Origin of the sequence: Pasteurella bettyae CCUG 2042, assembly GCF_000262245.1 — a bacterium.
Lineage (GTDB): Bacteria > Pseudomonadota > Gammaproteobacteria > Enterobacterales > Pasteurellaceae > Basfia > Basfia bettyae.
In genome coordinates this window covers 1-17281 of sequence record NZ_AJSX01000018.1, presented here as the reverse complement: position 1 = coordinate 17281, position 17281 = coordinate 1, and the positions used below count along the sequence as shown (strand labels likewise).

The following is a 17281-nucleotide window of genomic DNA, read 5'->3' as shown; positions in this document are numbered from 1 at the left end:
ACTTTATCTTAAGTCAAAATTCTTCCTATAATTTAAACTTTAAATTTCAGTTTTGCGATCTTCATAGCAAAAAATTTCTTACCTCATTTTCTTCTTATGTTAAATCTTTTAAAGTGCGGTCAAAAATAAGGAAATTTTATGCTTAAAGGATTTACATTATTAGAAGTTTTAATTGTCATTTTGTTATTAAGTCTTTCTGTATCTATTGCAATTCCAAGTTGGAAATCTTTAGAAGAAAAGCAAATGTTGCAACAAGAACAAAAACGGCTTTTGCTTTTTATTAAACACATTCAAGCTCGTGTAGAAAATTCGCATCAAATTTGGCATCTAGTGGTCAATCATTCTTCTAACAATCATGTTTGGTGCATTGTGGCACATATTAAAAAAGATAATATGGTATGTGATTGTTTGAAGCCTAATACTTGTTCTCAAGAACTTTATCCTCATTTTTATCATCCTCTATTTCCCAAGCAAGTTAAGTTTGTCGGTAAAAAATATTATCCACAAATTGCGGCTAAATTAGGTGGTATTCGTCGTACTACAGAAAATAATTGTTTTTCTCTGGTTTCACAACATGAACAAGCCGTATTGAGTTTTTCTAAAATGGGGAATATCAGTATTAAAGATCAGAAGAGTCATTCTGCTTGTTTTAATTCAGGAGTGTCATTGTGATATACCGAGGACAAACTTTGGTCAATTTATTAGTTTCAATGGCTTTATCTGCATTTCTATTATTAGTGATTATGCAATTTTATATTTATATTCAGAAACAGAACCAAAATCAGTTACTACAATTAGAACTTCAATCTGAATTGCAAAATGTGTTACAGATTATCGGAAAGGATATTCGCCGTGCAGGATTTAACATTCAAGACCCTAAATATCGAGTTGTTCAATTGAGCGAATATTCATCTGAAAAGAGAAATAGTTGTATTCTTTTTTCATATGGAATAGGTAATGAAGATAAGAAAGCTAAGAAAGGCTCAGAAGATAATAAGCTTGTTGTGGGCTATCGCTTACATGAGAAAAGAATTGAAGCGATTCCTCATCCAGATAATAAAAAGTCCAATGTTGCGCATAATGAAAAAATACTATTTTCTGGTTGTAGTTTGCGATTGGGCTGGGAGCAATTAATTGATTCTCATCGATTTGAGGTAACTTATCTTAATTTTCACTGGTTGATAGAAAATAAAGGGTTAGAAATTCAATTAAAGGGACAATTAAAAGAGCATAAGTCAATTTCTTATGAGACTTCAATAGTTGTCCCAATAATGAATGAGGTGTTATGGCATGAACGCTTATAGGTCGGGGTTTGCAACTTTATCTATTGTGATTATTATCGCGGCACTCTCTATTTTCACATTATTATTTGTTGATGAGGTATTACATTATCATCGAGCTGTTATGGCTCAACGAATGAGTTATGTATCGGAGGTAAATCAGTTACAAGAATTGGTACAAAAACAGCAAAATGATGTTTGCAAGCAGATTTATAAAGAGCTGAATGATGAACAATCGGTATTTTTATATCCAATTAAATTGCCTAAAAGTGCGGTAGAAATTTCAAATTTTTTTCTCTGTAAGCGTTATTCTTTATTCAAAACTAGACCAACAAACAGTAAAAGTAAACAGTTTTCAAAATTGATTAATGTAGAAAATATTGAGCGATTTCGAGATAAATTTAATCAGCAATATTTTCACCCAATTACCAAAGAAAAAATTTATTTGTATTGGTTTGATGAGAAAGAGGCAAAGTTAATAATTAATGACCAACAAAATATTATGGTTGTCGCTAAAGGTAATATTAGTTTAGAAGGAACAGGAAGTTTGAAAGGCTTTATTATTGCAGAGGGAAATGTGAATTTAAATAGCATCAAAATTGTTCGTAGCAAGACTGTTTCTGAATTTATTCATCAAGCACTGACTGAATGGGATTTAGCGCCTTATAGTTGGAGTGATTTTAATGAAACTAACTAAAGGAATGAGCGCTATTTCATTATTAGTTACACTGGCAATTTTGGGTATTTTGATGTTTGCATTTCAGCAATGGACGCATCATCAACGTAAAAGTGCGGTAAGAATTTATCAAATTTTTCAGGCTATTCAGATTGCTGAAAATCAGAAACAGCGTCAGTTTCTTAATTTAGGTTGCAAGTCGCAAATTACCCAAAATAATATTCAATTTAAAATAAATTGTTTAGAACATAAAGTGAATGTTTCTTATCCCCAAGGAAAAATATCTTTGTAAATGACTTGCGATAGATAACAAAGTCATTGAAAATATTGCTATTCGCCCAGTCTTGGAGATTCATAGTGTTTACAGTTTACCATTCAAATAAACTTGATGTTCAGAAGGATATTCTTATTGAATTAATGGAATTGATGCCTTTGGATGATCCATTTCAATCTGATGTTATTTTGGTACAAAGCCCTGGCATGTCACAATGGTTGCAATTAAAGATTGCAGAAAAGAAAGGGATTTCTGCTAATATTAAATATCCTATGCCAGCTACTTTTATTTGGCAACAATATAGCAATTGCTTAGAAGATGTTAGTCAACAAACAGAATTTACTAAAGATGCGATGACTTGGCGTCTGATGCAAATTATTCCAGATCATTTAGATGAACCTAGTTTTCAGGCTTTAAAAAATTATCTTAGTTATGCCCCTCATTCTGAACAGCATAAACTTTACCAATTAGCCCGTACAATCGCAGATCTTTTTGACCAATATTTAGTGTATCGTCCGAACTGGATTCAAGCATGGGAACAACAAAATTTTAGCCAAATTGAAGCTGATATTAAACAATATCGCCAAGATATGGGGAAAGAGTCATTACAGCAAATTATTCAAGATATTCAATGGCAAGGGATTTTATGGAATCACTTAGTGGCACTCGTCCAAACTGGCGATAATAATAAAATACGTCATCGTGCTAATTTACATCGTGAATTTATTGAAAAACTAAAACAGCAGAAGCCTGAAAATTTACCAAAACGTATTTTTATTTTTGGGATTTCTGCCTTGCCTAAATCTTATTTAGAAACCTTTGAGGCGATGAGCCAATATTGTGATATTCATCTGTTCTTTAATAATCCAAGCCAAGAATATTGGGGTGATATTATTGATCAAAAGTTTCTACAAAAATTGCAACTTCGTAAACGTATAACCTATCAAACTCAGCAATCAGAAAATATCATTAGCCTACAGGCTTTAGAAAATTTAGATCAAAATGGTTATGAGTTATCTCAAGAACAAGAAAATCTCCAAGTGGGGAATCCATTATTAGCGAGTTGGGGGAAGTTAGGTCGGGATTTTTTTTACTTACTCACAGATTTAATCAGTAGAAATGAAGAACATAATCATGAAATTAGTGCTTTTGTTAAGTTAGATGATCATTCCTTATTATCGCAAGTGCAGCGTCAAATTTTAGATTTAGTTCCATCTGGTACCCAAAAATTTAAGAAAGCTAAAGATGATCGCTCAATTTCATTTCATTCTTGTCATAGTATTATGCGAGAGGTGGAAGTTTTACATGATTATTTACTCGATCTTTTTGAAAAACATAAAGATTTAACACCAAAAGATATTGTGGTGATGGTGGCAGATATTGATACTTATACGCCTTATATTCAGGCTGTATTTGGACAATATCAGCGAAATTTACAACATCCTCAATTTTATAAAGTGGATGAACGCTACATTCCATTCTCTATTTCTGATAATAAGCTATCTTCCAGTGATGTGATTATTGCCACTTTTTTGATGTTATTAAATTTAAAAGAAAGTCAATTTAGTGCCGAAGAGGTATTAGCTTATCTAGATATTCCGGCTATTCGAGAAAATTTTAATATTGCTGTTGAAGATTTAGAAACCCTTCGAGACTGGGTTGCTAATTCAGGCATTCGTTTTGGATTAGAGAAAGAAAATCACCACAGTAAGAATTATAATGCATGGCAAGCAGGGATTGAACGCATGCTATTAGGTTATGCAATGCGTGCTGAAAATGGTATCTGGCAAGATAGTTTAGGTTTTGATCAGAGCCATGGTTTACGTGGTCAATTAGCAGGATCGCTATCAGCGTTTATAGAAACACTACATCAATGGCAATGTTTCGTGCAATCAACACATTCTGTTAATGAATGGCATACAGCGTTAGTTCAATTACTTGAAGATTTTTTTGCTCAAAATGAAGAAACACAGGCTGTGTTATTTTATTTAAATGAAGAAATCCAAAATATCATTGAACAGCTACATGAAGTGGGTTTTGAACAGAAGTTAGAAGTGGATGTAATTGCTGAACATATTGCTGCACATTTAGATGATACGCCAAATAGTGTTAAATTTTTAGTTGGTCGAGTGAGTTTCTGCACCTTATTACCAATGCGAGCCATTCCATTTAAAGTGGTGTGTTTACTGGGGATGAATGATGGTAGTTACCCTCGTCAACAAACTCCAAACAGCTTTGATTTAATGCAACATCATCATCAGAAAGGTGATCGTTTCCGTCGAGATGATGACCGTTATTTATTCCTTGAGGCATTATTAGCCGCTGAAAATTATTTATATATCAGTTATGTCGGTCAGTCTATTATCGATAATCATCAAACTCAACCATCTGTATTAGTCAGTCAGCTATTGGATTATTTAGCTGAAAATCTAGCAGAAAGCCATGATGATATTGAAGAGCAACGCCAAGCCTTAATTCAGCAGCATGCCATGAGAATTTTTAGCCCTAATAATTTTAATCATAAACATCATTCATATGCTAAAGAATGGTTATCTTTAGTGAATTATCAGCAAAATGATGTGCGAGATTTTGTTCAGCCAATCGATATCTCAGAACAAACTACAGAAGTCGATATTATTCAGTTAGTTCAGTTTGTGCAAAATCCAGTAAAATTTTTCTTTGAAAAACGTTTAGGAGTTTATTTTGAAAATGTGGATGAACAAATTCCTGATACAGAAAATTTTAGTTTAACTCATTTGGATAATTATTTGATAAAAGATGAGTTATTGAATTTTGATGAAAATGAAGTGGATAATTATTTTGAAACTTTAAAAGTTCAGGGTATTTTACCTTATGGGCATTTTGGTGAAATTTATCAACAAAAATTGATGGTGGAGTCTGGAAATATAAGAGAGTTAGTGTCTACTTATTTACAACAAGAGCCACAATATCAAGCTGTAGAAGTGCCTTTAGAGATTAATGGGCAAAAAATTCTTTTAACGGGGAATTTAACTCATTTGTATGATATGGGGGGCGGCTTGCAACGCATAAGATGGCGAGTTGGTTCAGTGAAAGATAAGCAGATTATTGAAAATTGGCTTTATTATTTATTACAACTGGTTACCACAAATAATGTTCATCCGCCCGTATATGTTGGCAAAGATAACAATATAACTTTTAAAAATGCTGAAGAAATTTTTAAAAATTCAACCGCACTTTCACATTTGAGTCAATATGTGGCTGACTATTTACAAGGTTTGCATAATATCCAAATTGTGCCAACTCAAGAGATTAAGAAATATCTGAAATATTGCCAGCTAGAAGATGAGTTTGATGAGGTAAAAGCCTTTAACATACTTAGAGATAGTATGACTACGAAATATGGTACAGATGTTTATTGGTCGAGAGTATTCTCACAATCAACAGCTCAAACGTTTACGCCACAGAAATTATTGTCTATTCAACAAATGACTCAAAATTGGTTTACTCTGATGCTGGAAAGTATATTAGAAGAAAAGCATTAATAGAAAATGGGGCATTTTGCCCCATTATTTAATAGTATCCATTATAAATATAATGCCATCACAATAGCATTCTCTCGCCCACCTTGTGGATTAGGATAATAATTCTTACGAATATCTACCTCATTAAAACCAAGCTTATCATAAAGTTGTTTTGCCGTATTATTTGATTCCCGTACTTCCAGCCATAGAGTCAAAATAGCTTTTTTTCTTAGTATTTCAATCAGCTGACTCAATAATTTCTTTCCTAAACCTTTACCTTGAAAGTTAGGATCAATAGCAATGTTAAATAAGGTTGCTTCATCTAATACAGTTTGGCAAATTGCGAAGCCGATAATTTGATTTTGCTCGGTTAATTTTAAATTTATATAACGAGAGCCTTGATTGTTTTTCAAGGTACCCATCGACCAAGGTACTAAATGTGCGGCTTGTTCAATTTCAAATAATCGTTCGAAATCATTTTCTTGAATTGGAGTAATGTTGATCATATTAATGCTGTTTGAATTTGTTTCCAAAGTACACGTTTAGCTTGGGAATCCTGCTTGAGGCTTTCAAGATCAGCACATTGCCATAAGCTATTTTTTAAAGTGAAAAGCGTCTGTATTTGCTCCAATTTTTCTTGTTCTTGGGTGAGCAGCCAATAATTCACTGGATGTTGAACAAGTAAGTGGGGGGCTTGTTGGAAATTAATAAATAAGCAGTTTTGCGGTTTAATCTCTGCACTACGAAGTATATCTTGAACAAAAGGATCCTTAGTATTTAAGCTTTGTTCAGCGATAATCACGAGATGAATTGACTCATCCACGACAATATTTACTGCTCCTTTTAATGCTTCTGGGCGATGCAGTTGCCATTGGGTGATCCCCATTTCTTTTAGAAGAAGGTCTCGTCTGTTCATTCATATTCCGTTTTCATTTATAATGTGTGCAATTTTATCTGATTAACAACAGGATTACCACGTGATTTCACTTGAAAGCCAAGTTCTTGAACGCCATTTATCTTTATTTGCCAATAAGCATGTGTTATTTGCAGGTGGGATTAATGATGATTTCCCTCAACAAATTCAATCTCAATGCCAATCTGTAAAAGTATGGTCTTGGTATTTTGATTATGCCAAGGATAAAAGCTTAGTAGAGTTTTCTATAGAATCTCATTTTCAAGCAGACTTAATTCTATATTATTGGACTAAGAATAAACAAGAAGTACAGTTTCAGTTAATGCAATTATTATCTAAGGCACCAGTAGGGCAGGCGTTTTTGATTATTGGTGAAAATCGCAGTGGTGTACGTTCAGTAGAAAAGTTGTTAAGTGAATATGGTAGTATTGGTAAGATTGATAGTGCTCGTCGTTGTGGTTTATATCATTTTTGTTTAGAAAAACAACCTCATTTTGACTTAAATAGATACTGGAAAACTTATCAGAGTCCTCTGTTAGAGGATTTAACCGTTTATAGTTTACCTGGTGTATTTAGTGCGAATGAATTAGATGCTGGTACCGAGTTATTATTATCCACTCTTAATCATAAAATCCGTGGCAAGGTATTGGATTTAGGTTGTGGAGCTGGAGTCATTGGGGCAATGATTAAACGAAGAAATCCACAAGCTACTGTAACAATGACTGATATTAATGCGATGGCAATTGCCTCTGCTGAACGAACATTGAGCGAAAACCATTTACAAGCAGATGTTCTTGCCAGTGATGTGTTTTCTCAAGTTTCAGGCAAATTTGATTTAATTATTTCCAATCCACCTTTTCATGATGGAATTGATACCGCTTATCGAGCAGTGACTGAACTGATTACACAAGCACAATGGCATTTGGTACAAGGGGGAGAATTGCGTATCGTAGCAAATGCATTTTTGCCTTATCCTGATTTATTAGATCAATATTTCGGAGAACACCAAGTCTTAGCGAAAACCAATAAATTTAAAGTGTATTCAGTTATTCTTTAATAAAAAAGTGCGGTAGGATTTAGGAAATTTTGTTGACTATATAAAATTCTTAAAAATCCTACCGCACTTTTATAGCAAAATAAGTGGCCTATTCTTTTTTCAATAAGAATACGCCATGAGTCGCTAAGTTTACATAAGCCTGTGTGAGCACGGGATCAAAGTTTTCAGGATTAGCGTTGATTAATAGATCTTTGCCAGCCCAGTTAGCTACGATTTCCCAATGGTTTCCCATATAAACAGCATTCTTAATATCACATAATTGTGATGATTCACCTGTTGTAGTTAATGTCACGGCTTCAGGGCGAACACCAACTAAACATTCCCCATCGGCTAAATTAAATTTCTCAGCATTTGGTAAGGTAAATTGGTAGCCGTTAATATTCACTTGATTGCCCTGTAATCTGCCTTCTAAAATACTACTTTCTCCCATAAAGTTAGCTAAGAAAAGCGAATTAGGCTGTTGATACAATTCTTTGGCAGGAGCCTTTTGTACAATCTTACCTTTATTCATGACGATAACTTCATCAGAAACAGCAAAGGCTTCTGTTTGGTCATGTGTGACATAAAGTGAAGTAATTCCGAGGCGTTGTTGTAATTCACGAATTTTTTCTCGCATAGAACGACGTAAGTTAGCATCTAAGTTACTTAGCGGTTCATCAAATAATAACACTTTGGGTTTTAGGACTAAGGCACGTGCTAATGCGACACGTTGTTGTTGACCACCTGAAATTTGGTCTACATAACGATCTTCAAAACCTGCTAAATCAACTAATTCTAAGGCTTCTTTAATACGTTGTTGACGCTCTTCTTTACTGACATTTTGCATGCGTAAGCCATATCCTACGTTATCTCCAATAGACATATGTGGGAATAACGCATAAGACTGGAATACGATACAAATATCGCGGTTTTGAATGGAGGATTTGGTAACATCTTCTCCATCAATAAAAATTTGTCCTGAAGTTGGACTTTCAAGCCCTGCAACTAAACGTAATACGGTGGTTTTTCCGCAGCCTGATGGCCCTAATAAAGTAACCATGGTACCGCGTTTGATAACTAAATCTAAATTGTCAATTACCACTGATTTGCCGAATGCTTTGGTAATATTTTTTAAAACAACGAAATCATTATTCATATTTTACTGCCTTTCTATAGGGCGGATAATTTTTCCGCCTAATCAAACTCTGATGGGCAAGTTATCCCATCTTCAAAATTAACTCATTTGTTTCGCTTTAGAACGTGAGATACGTGTATCACCTACAATCCAGTCGAAGAATAGGATGATCGCCATCATAACCACGATTAAGATTGAACCGTAAGCGATTGCAATACCATATTCACCGTCTTCTACACGGTTTAATATATAGGCTGTTGCTACACGGGTATCTGCAGTGACCAAGAAGATAATTGCACTGACGGTGGTCATGGCACGTACGAAACTCGTTACTAATGCGGATAATAATGCTGGTTTTAAAAGTGGGAACACAATATACCAGATGGTTTTAAATGAACTACCTTTTAAAGATAATGAGGCTTCATCAAGAGATTTATCTAATTGCCCTAACCCCGCAATTGCAGAACGCATACCGATAGGTAGGTCACGCATTACCATAGAAATAATAATGATGATACCCGTACCAGTAATATACATTGGGGCATTGTTAAAGGCTAAGATATAAGATACCCCAGCTACGGTGCCTGGTACAGCAAAACAAAGCATGGTTAAGAATTCTAATGTTTTCTTACCTTGGAAATCTTTACGAACCACAATGTAAGCAATTAGCAAACCAAATAAGGCTGTGAGTGGCGCTGCAATACCAGCATAGAACATGGTATTGAGTAATGAAGGCCATGCACCATCGCTCAATCCTTGACCAAATAACATACTGTAGTTATTTAAGGTAAATGTGTAATCTACTCCCCAGTTAACAGTGAAACTACCATAGAAAATACTACCGTATAATGCTAAGTTAAAAATAATCCATAGACCTAACATGAGAATAATGGTGTATTTTAACCCAGTAGGCAATTCTTGCACGTCACCACGGTAAGATTTACCAGACACAGTGACGTAAGAACGATTACCAATCCATACATATTGGATAACAAAAATTGCTAATGAGAACAATAATAGCATTGAGCCTAAAGTACTTGCAGAAGCATAGTCTAATTGTGAACCAGCAATATAGAAATAGATTTGTGTTGCAATGACATCGAAACTTCCCCCCAAAACTAATGGATTACTAAAGTCTGCTAATGATTGGATAAATACGATTAAAAATGAGTTAGCCAATGCAGGACGCAATAATGGGAAAATGATGTTATAGAAGGTTTGATATCTATTTGCTCGTAATGTATAAGAAGCTTCTTCAATTGATGGATGAATTGACTTCAATGCACCATCTAAAAGCATAAATGAAATTGGTGCAAATGCGAGGATTTGTGCAATGGCGATACCATTAAAACCATATAACCAGTTACTATTGGTAAAGCCAAAATTATTTGCTAGGAATTCAGTAACATAGCCAGAACGTCCTAACATGAGGGTAACGCCTAAACCTACTACGAAAGGAGGAGTAACGATAGGTAGAATAGAGAAAATTTTACCTATAAAAGCGGAACGTTTAGCGATACGAGTAGTATAAAGGGCAAAAGCTAAGCCAAAAATAGTTGAAACTAATCCAACAAAGCCAGAAAGAAATAATGAGTTTGCGATTACTCGTACAATGTAATTTTGGCTAATAATACGAAGGACTTGTTGTGGTGCAAAAGTTCCTTCGTCGTAGAACATAGAAACAAAGATAGCTACGGTTGGATAAACAATAAAGAAGAAAATTAATAAAATAATGCAGAGGAGTGAACCAATAATAAATTTATCGCCTTGCATAATTTTTAATTTTGCTAAAGCTAATGTGGCAATGGCTGTTAAACTGGCAATTAATACAATGACAGAATAACCCATGCTAACTTTCATGACTGTTGCACTAATAAATGTAAAGAGTGCAATAACAGTAACGAAGATTAATTCAGTTTTAGCTTCAGTTGTTTTTGATAAACCTAATTTAGGAATAATCAAGAAAATGATAAGAGGAATAAACCATAAAGCAGTGAGATTCCAAGAGGACCATCCCATCGCATCATAAAATTCATCTTTCGTACTTTCTAATAAGCCATAGTCAAGGGCTTGTGAAGGTAAAATAACAAACGCAATAAAGGAAAGAATAACCCAGAAACTCGCCGAATGTGTTATTGGTAATTTTGCGGAATTCATACAACCTCGCTCAATAATTGACAAAAGTGCGGTTAAAATTTTAAGAATTTTTAAATTCTTTTGAAATGAGGCAAGTTAAGCAACTTGCCTCGTTTATTATAAATTATTTGGCTAATTTTACATCATCAACCCATTTGGTAATGAGTCGTTTACGTAAATCACTTGAGCCATATTTATCAAAATCGTAATTAATTAAATTAATGGATTTGAAATCTAAAGCATAAGGTGATTGTTTAGCGGTACTATTAGTTAAAATTTGGTGAGTTTCACCTTTTTGCCAAGAGAGTTCTTGAGCTTCTTTTGATAACGCCCAATCAATGAACAATTTAGCATTTTCTTTATTTCTAGCACCTTTGATTAAACTTACACCACCAATTTCATAGCCAGTTCCTTCGCAAGGAACTACTAATTCAACAGGCGCACCTTTTTCTTTTTCAAGTGAATGTTCATGTAAGAATCCAATACCAATAGAAGCTTCACCACGTGCGGTATTACGAGTCGCAGTGTTACCTGATTTTGTATACTGGGAAACATTCTTATGTAAGGCTTTTAGATATTTGAAAGCTTCTTCTTCACCCCATAATTGAATAAAGGTCGCTAATGCAGTATAAGCGGTACCGGAGCTTTGTGGATCAGCAGATTGAATTTCATTTTTTAATCGAGGATCGGTTAAATCTTTCCAACATTTAGGTACAGGAATATTCATTTTTGCTAATTTTTCGGTATTTACACCAAAACCTAAGATACCAAGATAAATTGCAGAGGAATAATTGCCTTTGACTTTACCAGGATCTTTTAATTTATCTGGAATAAATTGTAAATTAGGGGATTTATAAGGTTCTAATAAGCCCATTTCTCCTGCTTGGGAATGAGGATCTAATGTGCCACCATACCAAACATCACCCTGTGGATTATCTTTTTCAGCATCAATTTTTGCTAAAATACTGCCTGTTCCACCTCGAATAAAACTGGTTTTAATATTGTACTTTTTCTCGAAAGCGAGTGTTTCTTGTTCACACATCGTATTTTGAGCACTGCAATAAACAACTAAACGTCCTTCTGCTGCAACATTGCTTGATAGCATAGTGCTACCAAGCAAAACTGCTGAGATTGCTCCAGCAAGTTTTGCTTTTTTCATAGGGTTCTCCCAAATTTATTTAAGGATTGATTATTTGGCTAATTTTACATCTTGTACCCATTTTTCAATTAGACGTTTACGCTCTTCAGTTGCACCATATTTTTCAAAGTCATAGTTAATTAATTTAAGTTTTAATGGGTCAAATGCAGTAGGTGATTGTTCCGCATTGGTATTTAATAGTGTTTGGTGAGCTTCACCTTTTCTCCAAGCTACTTCTTGTCCTTCTTTTGATAACACATAGTCCACAAAGAGTTTTGCATTATCTATATTACGAGCACCTTTAATAATACTTAGTCCACCTAATTCATAACCAGTGCCTTCACAAGGTACGATCATTTCAATTGGTGCACCATTTTTCTTCTCAACAGCATAGTCGTGTAAGAAGCCGATACCGATGGTTGCTTCGCCTCGAGCAGTACTGCGTGATGGAGTGATTCCTGATTTAGTGTATTGAGAAATATTTGGATGTAATTTACGGAAATATTCGAATGCTTGATCTTCACCCCATAATTGAGTAAATGTTGCAATTGCAGTATAAGCTGTTCCAGAACTTTGCGGGTCAGCGATTTGGATTTCACCTTTTAAGCGAGGATCTGTTAAGTCTTTCCAACATTTTGGTACTTCTGTAATACCTAATTTTTGTAAACGTTCGGTATTTACACCAAAACCTAAGATTCCCATGTAAATTGCAGAAGCATAGTTGCCTTTTACTTTTGCAGGATCTTGGAAACGTTCTACAATTTGTGAAATATTTGGTGAACGGTAGGCTTCAAGTAAACCCATTTCAGCCGCTTGTGCTTGAGGATCAAATGTACCACCATACCAAACATCAGCTTGAGGATTATTCTTTTCAGCTTCTACTTTTGCAAAGGTACTGCCTGAGCCATTACGGATAAATGAAGTTTTAACATCATATTTATTTCCGAATTCTTGAGTGACGGCTTCACACATTTGATTGGTTGCGCTACAGTAAACGACTAAACGACCTTTAGCGTTAGCTTGTGCGCAAAACATTAGACTAGCTCCTAAAAGTGCGGTAGATATTGCGAGAGAAAGATTCTTGATTTTCATAATTAACCTCGATTGTTATATAGAAAGCTGAATATCATGTATAAATTCTCAGTGACTAGACACCTTTGAAATTTAATTAATATTACAAGAAACTAAAAATGAATACCGTGAAGTGCTTCACAAAATCTTGTATTAACTGAACTTTCTGCTCTAAAAAAGTTTAAATAACTGTAAAAAATCCTAAAATATCTTTATAATCTTACCTAGTTTTTTCATGCTTATTGGGGTTTCCATGTCAGATTCATCAAATACATCTTGTATTATCATCGCTATTGCAGGAGCTTCTGCATCAGGTAAAAGTTTAATCGCTTCAACTGTATACAAAGAATTATGTGAACAGTTAGGACATGAAGAAATGGGAATAATCTCTGAGGACAGCTATTATAAAGATCAGAGCCATTTGGATTTTGAAACCCGAACTCAGACCAATTATGACCATCCGAATTCAATGGATAGAGAGTTATTAATTGAGCATTTGCAAGCATTGAAAGCAGGCAAAACAGTGGATATTCCTCAGTATAGCTATGTAGAACATACAAGAATGAAAGAGGTTACTCACTTTGAACCAAAGAAAGTAATTATTTTAGAGGGTATCTTACTATTAACCGATGAACGTGTCCGTAAGGAACTTAATTTATCTTTATTTGTGGATGCACCTCTAGATATTTGTTTTATTCGTCGATTAAAACGTGATATGGAAGAACGAGGCCGTTCGCTAGAGTCTGTAGTAGAGCAATATCGTAAAACAGTACGTCCGATGTTCTTACAATTCATTCAACCTTCAAAACAATATGCCGATATTATTATCCCTCGAGGTGGTAAAAATCGCATTGCGATCAATATGTTGAAGGCCCAAATTTTACATATGTTAGGTCAAAAGTAAAAGGAAATCTGATGAGATTATGTGACACTGATATTGAACGTTATTTAGATGAGGGGATTATTGAAATTATGCCTCGTCCGAGTAATGATAAAATTAACGGTGCAACTATTGATTTACGATTAGGAAATTCATTCCGAGTATTCCGAGAATATTCAGCACCTTATATTGATGTGAGTGGTCCTCGTGAGGAAGTCACAGCCCAGTTAGAACGAGTAATGAGTGAGGAAATTATTATTCAAGATAACGAAGCATTTTTTCTTCATCCAGGAGCTTTAGCTTTAGCTACTACATATGAAAGCGTAAAATTACCTGCTAATGTGATCGGTTGGTTAGATGGACGTTCATCATTAGCCCGTTTAGGATTGATGGTACATGTTACCGCACATCGTATTGATCCTGGTTGGGAAGGTAAAATTGTATTAGAGTTTTATAATTCTGGAAAATTGCCACTGGCATTACGACCAAATATGATTATTGGTGCATTAAGTTTTGAGATCTTAAGTGGTTATGCTGCAAGACCTTATAATTGTCGTCAAGATGCAAAATATAAAAATCAACAAAGTGCGGTAGCAAGCCGTATAAATGAAGATAAATAGGCAAGTCAATGTCAAAGAAAGTGGCTGCGATAATATTAGGAATACTGATTGCATTACTGGTATTTTTGCATATACAAAAAGACAAAGCTGAAACTAAACTTATTACACTATTACAAAAACAAGGAATCGAGGTTCATAGCCTCGATTTTAGTTTTTTATTACGTCCAGCTTTTACAGCAGAGAAAATACGTTATGTGTTAGACGGTAATCAAGTGATTAGTTTTGAGCGTGCAACGGCTGAATTGGCAGGTTTGTCTGTTTTTTCAGGTGATTTTACGATTACCCAATTACAATTTGATAATGGCAAATTTTGGCGTAATCCTGAACAACCTGCAGAATTACAATCGATTACACTTTCAGTGACTCCAGCACATCTTAATTTTGTAGCTATTGATGATTTAATTCATTTTTTACAAACGAAAAAAATGAAGAATGATAAATTAAATCAATGGTTATATGGCGTGGAATTTAAAGCAAAAAATCGACATAACGATGATATTTCTTTGGCGACTAAATTAAAATTTATTCCTCAAGGAATTGCCCTAAAAGATACTCAAATCTCTGTTGATTTAAATGAATTGGCTTATTCCAATAATAAACAGTTTGATGCTTCTATTGGACAAACGACCATTATTTCTAATTTAGCCCAATTAGATCATTATGAATTTGTGGCTGACACACTTAAATTAAATTCACAAGATCTTGGACGCATTCATGCAAAACTAAATCTGCCTAAAGGCAATTTAGAAACACAATCTATGAGTTTTACCTCCTCAGCTTGTAATTATTGTAATTCATCTATTCATATCATTCCAACTCATGAACAAAGTAAAATTGTTCAATTTAAAACCGAGTTTTTTCCCATTGAAAAATTACTCAGCGTTTTAAAATTACCTGTAGTTATTTCAGGTAAGAGTGATGTTTCTGCCGTATTACATTTCGGTGATACAGAGATGACAAGTGGTACCTTTGACTTAAATGTGATGAATGGTAAGCTCCAAGGACTCAATCTGATTTCTTTGGTCGCACAGTATCTACCAATTAATTATGATGAAGAAAAATTGAAAAATTTAGAGACTAATTTTCTTCAATATAATACTAAGTTAAATTGGTTAGGACGAGATGTTTATTTGGAAAATATGTCATTGCGTACTGATGAATTAATATTAAAAGGATATGGAAAAGCTGATTTACGTAGCATGAAATGTGATGTGATGGTGAATATTGGCGTAAATAATCCTAACTATAAAAATTTAAGTTTGCCAATTCGTTTCTTCGATGATTGTAGCTCTCCTCAATATAAAGTGGAAATTACTAAAGATTTTAGGCAGCAATTAAAGAATTTTATGAAGGAAAAGTTTAAATAATATGTTGACTAAACAAAGTGCCATGCGTATTGAGTATTTACGCGTCATGGTGATGGCTTGTGCTGCGTTTATTTTTAATACTACAGAATTTATTCCTGTAGCTTTATTAACAGACATTGCAACCAGTTTCCAAATGTCGGTTTCAGAAGTAGGATTAATGATTACCGTATATGCTTGGATAGTCTCTTTATTGTCATTACCTTGCATGTTACTTACTTCCAAAATGGAAAGAAAATCACTACTCATTAAGCTATTTATGATTTTTATTGCTAGTCATATTCTTTCCGCTTGTGCTTGGAATTATTGGATATTATTAATTTCTCGTGCGGGTATTGCCTTAACTCATTCTGTATTTTGGTCAATTACTGCCTCTTTAGTGTTGCGTGTTGCCCCCAAAAATAAGAAAACTCAAGCATTGGGTTTGTTTTCTATGGGAACGGCTTTGGCGATGGTACTAGGTTTACCTTTAGGGCGTATCATTGGACAATGGTTAGGATGGCGTACAACCTTTGCCATTATTGCGAGTATCGCAACTATGGTAATGATTATTATTGCTTATATTTTGCCAAATATTCCAAGCAAAAGTTCGGGGTCATTAAGTAGTTTACCAAGCTTATTGCGTCGCCCAATGCTGATTGGAGTATATATTTTTACGATTATTATTATTTCAGCACATTTTACTGCTTATAGTTATATTGAACCCTTTATGATTCAAATTAATCAGGTTTCAGCTAATACAGCCACAGCTGTATTATTGATATTTGGTTTATCAGGAATTGTAGCAAGTGTATTATTTGGGCGTTTATATCGTTGTGGTCCAATTCAATTTTTACTGACTATGGTCATAGTTTTAACACTTTCTTTATTATTAATTCATGTATTTAGCCAAAGTACTTTAGCAATGTTTATTTTGGTATTTATTTGGGGAGTGGGTATTTCAGCTATGAGTTTGAGTATGCAAATGCGCGTATTACAAATTGCACCAGATGCTACAGATGTAGCAACCTCAATTTATTCAGGAATCTATAATATTGGTATCGGTGGTGGAGCATTAATTGGTAATCAAGTTATGCAGCATTTAGGGCTAGCAAATATTGGTTATGTAGGTGGGTTACTTGGATTGATTGGTATGCTGTGGTTTGTGACCATGCATTTGAAATTTCGATATCATCCATCTAATCCCAAACATTAGTCTTGCTAGCATAATAAAAGTGCGGTTAAATTTTTGGAAATTTAACCGCACTTTTGCGTT

The 17281-nt window shown here is 34.3% G+C and carries 16 protein-coding genes; 10 read left to right on the top strand and 6 right to left on the bottom strand.

What is annotated here, in order from left to right; genetic code table 11:
- The first annotated feature begins 138 nt into the window (after positions 1-138).
- The 5 genes from HMPREF1052_RS03645 to recC all read left to right on the top strand — a co-directional run bounded on the left by HMPREF1052_RS03645 (position 139) and on the right by recC (position 5754).
- Positions 139-672: a prepilin-type N-terminal cleavage/methylation domain-containing protein gene (locus tag HMPREF1052_RS03645; RefSeq protein ID WP_005759770.1), complete on the top strand. Its 534-nt coding sequence runs from the start codon at positions 139-141 to the stop codon at positions 670-672.
- 38 nt (positions 673-710) lie between these two features.
- The gene (locus HMPREF1052_RS03640; protein WP_081484384.1) at positions 711-1304 is read left to right on the top strand and encodes a hypothetical protein; all 594 of its coding nucleotides are present in this window, start codon (positions 711-713) and stop codon (positions 1302-1304) included.
- Positions 1291-1977 (top strand): DUF2572 family protein, encoded by a 687-nt coding sequence (locus HMPREF1052_RS03635; RefSeq protein ID WP_005759773.1) that lies wholly within the window; start codon positions 1291-1293, stop codon positions 1975-1977. Before HMPREF1052_RS03640 ends, HMPREF1052_RS03635 begins: the two co-directional genes overlap by 14 nt.
- Complete coding sequence (locus tag HMPREF1052_RS03630) at positions 1964-2248, top strand: DUF5374 domain-containing protein (RefSeq protein WP_005759769.1); 285 nt, start codon at positions 1964-1966, stop codon at positions 2246-2248. The genes HMPREF1052_RS03635 and HMPREF1052_RS03630 overlap by 14 nt, the downstream gene beginning before the upstream one ends.
- Before the next feature lie 65 nt (positions 2249-2313).
- Positions 2314-5754, top strand: a complete 3441-nt coding sequence (recC, locus tag HMPREF1052_RS03625) for an exodeoxyribonuclease V subunit gamma (RefSeq protein WP_040596246.1) — start codon at positions 2314-2316, stop codon at positions 5752-5754.
- A 41-nt stretch (positions 5755-5795) separates the two neighbouring features.
- Here the strand turns inward: recC and rimI are convergent, their stop codons facing one another.
- Together rimI and HMPREF1052_RS03615 are read right to left on the bottom strand one after the other, a co-directional pair.
- Positions 5796-6239 (bottom strand): ribosomal protein S18-alanine N-acetyltransferase, encoded by a 444-nt coding sequence (rimI, locus tag HMPREF1052_RS03620; RefSeq protein ID WP_005759775.1) that lies wholly within the window; start codon positions 6237-6239, stop codon positions 5796-5798.
- Positions 6236-6649, bottom strand: coding sequence for a DNA polymerase III subunit psi (locus tag HMPREF1052_RS03615; protein ID WP_005759761.1), 414 nt, complete (start codon positions 6647-6649; stop codon positions 6236-6238). Before HMPREF1052_RS03615 ends, rimI begins: the two co-directional genes overlap by 4 nt.
- A gap of 61 nt (positions 6650-6710) precedes the next feature.
- Between HMPREF1052_RS03615 and rsmC the strand changes: the two genes are divergently transcribed.
- Positions 6711-7703 carry a 16S rRNA (guanine(1207)-N(2))-methyltransferase RsmC gene (gene rsmC, locus HMPREF1052_RS03610; protein ID WP_005759754.1) on the top strand — a complete coding sequence of 331 codons (993 nt, stop codon included), beginning with the start codon at positions 6711-6713 and terminating at the stop codon, positions 7701-7703.
- Between the two features lie 88 nt (positions 7704-7791).
- Here the strand turns inward: rsmC and fbpC are convergent, their stop codons facing one another.
- The 4 genes from fbpC to HMPREF1052_RS03590 form a co-directional block, all read right to left on the bottom strand.
- Complete coding sequence (gene fbpC / locus HMPREF1052_RS03605) at positions 7792-8838, bottom strand: ferric ABC transporter ATP-binding protein (protein WP_005759763.1); 1047 nt, start codon at positions 8836-8838, stop codon at positions 7792-7794.
- 78 nt (positions 8839-8916) lie between these two features.
- On the bottom strand, positions 8917-10974 hold the full coding sequence (locus tag HMPREF1052_RS03600; RefSeq protein ID WP_005759756.1) for an ABC transporter permease: 2058 nt from the start codon (positions 10972-10974) through the stop codon (positions 8917-8919).
- 103 nt (positions 10975-11077) lie between these two features.
- Complete coding sequence (locus tag HMPREF1052_RS03595) at positions 11078-12112, bottom strand: ABC transporter substrate-binding protein (RefSeq protein ID WP_005759765.1); 1035 nt, start codon at positions 12110-12112, stop codon at positions 11078-11080.
- Between the two features lie 30 nt (positions 12113-12142).
- A complete protein-coding gene (locus HMPREF1052_RS03590) occupies positions 12143-13183 on the bottom strand; it encodes an ABC transporter substrate-binding protein (protein WP_005759767.1) in 1041 nt (346 codons plus the stop codon).
- A 232-nt stretch (positions 13184-13415) separates the two neighbouring features.
- Here HMPREF1052_RS03590 and udk point away from each other — a divergent pair, with 232 nt between their 5' ends.
- From udk to HMPREF1052_RS03570, 4 genes are read left to right on the top strand one after another with little or no spacing between them, the layout of a single operon-like run.
- The gene (gene udk / locus HMPREF1052_RS03585) at positions 13416-14066 is read left to right on the top strand and encodes a uridine kinase (protein WP_005759758.1); all 651 of its coding nucleotides are present in this window, start codon (positions 13416-13418) and stop codon (positions 14064-14066) included.
- A gap of 11 nt (positions 14067-14077) precedes the next feature.
- The gene (dcd, locus tag HMPREF1052_RS03580) at positions 14078-14662 is read left to right on the top strand and encodes a dCTP deaminase (protein WP_005759772.1); all 585 of its coding nucleotides are present in this window, start codon (positions 14078-14080) and stop codon (positions 14660-14662) included.
- Between the two features lie 8 nt (positions 14663-14670).
- Complete coding sequence (locus HMPREF1052_RS03575; RefSeq protein ID WP_005759760.1) at positions 14671-16029, top strand: hypothetical protein; 1359 nt, start codon at positions 14671-14673, stop codon at positions 16027-16029.
- Between the two features lies 1 nt (position 16030).
- Positions 16031-17221 carry a sugar transporter gene (locus HMPREF1052_RS03570; RefSeq protein WP_005759766.1) on the top strand — a complete coding sequence of 397 codons (1191 nt, stop codon included), beginning with the start codon at positions 16031-16033 and terminating at the stop codon, positions 17219-17221.
- Positions 17222-17281 lie beyond the last annotated feature (60 nt).